The sequence below is a fragment of the Paraburkholderia sp. SIMBA_054 genome (assembly GCF_046534875.1).
Taxonomy (GTDB): Bacteria; Pseudomonadota; Gammaproteobacteria; order Burkholderiales; family Burkholderiaceae; genus Paraburkholderia; species Paraburkholderia hospita.
The window spans coordinates 1-263 of sequence record NZ_JAWRXV010000989.1; the positions used below are offsets into that span (position 1 = coordinate 1).

The window sequence follows — 263 nt, forward strand, 5'->3', positions numbered from 1 at the left end:
GGTGCTGCGCTCGGCGCAAGAGAATGGACAGGTCGACGTGTATTGGGAATACACGGGCACGTCGCTCATTACGTACAACAAGATCAATGACCGCCTGTCGCCGGAAGACACCTACAGGAAGGTCAAGGAACTCGATGCAGGCAAGGGCCTGGTATGGCTCGACCCTTCGCGTGCGAACAACACGTACTCGTTCGCGATGAATCAGGACGAAGCGAAGAAGCTGGGCATCGCGACCCTGAGCGATCTTGCCAAGGCGATTAAAG

General features: G+C 56.7%; 1 protein-coding gene. It reads left to right on the forward strand.

Translation table 11 applies throughout. The annotated features are described in order from the left end of the window. Positions 1–263, forward strand: a 263-nt coding sequence (locus tag SB822_RS58095) for a glycine betaine ABC transporter substrate-binding protein (RefSeq protein ID WP_410859241.1), incomplete at both ends; no start/stop codon positions are given.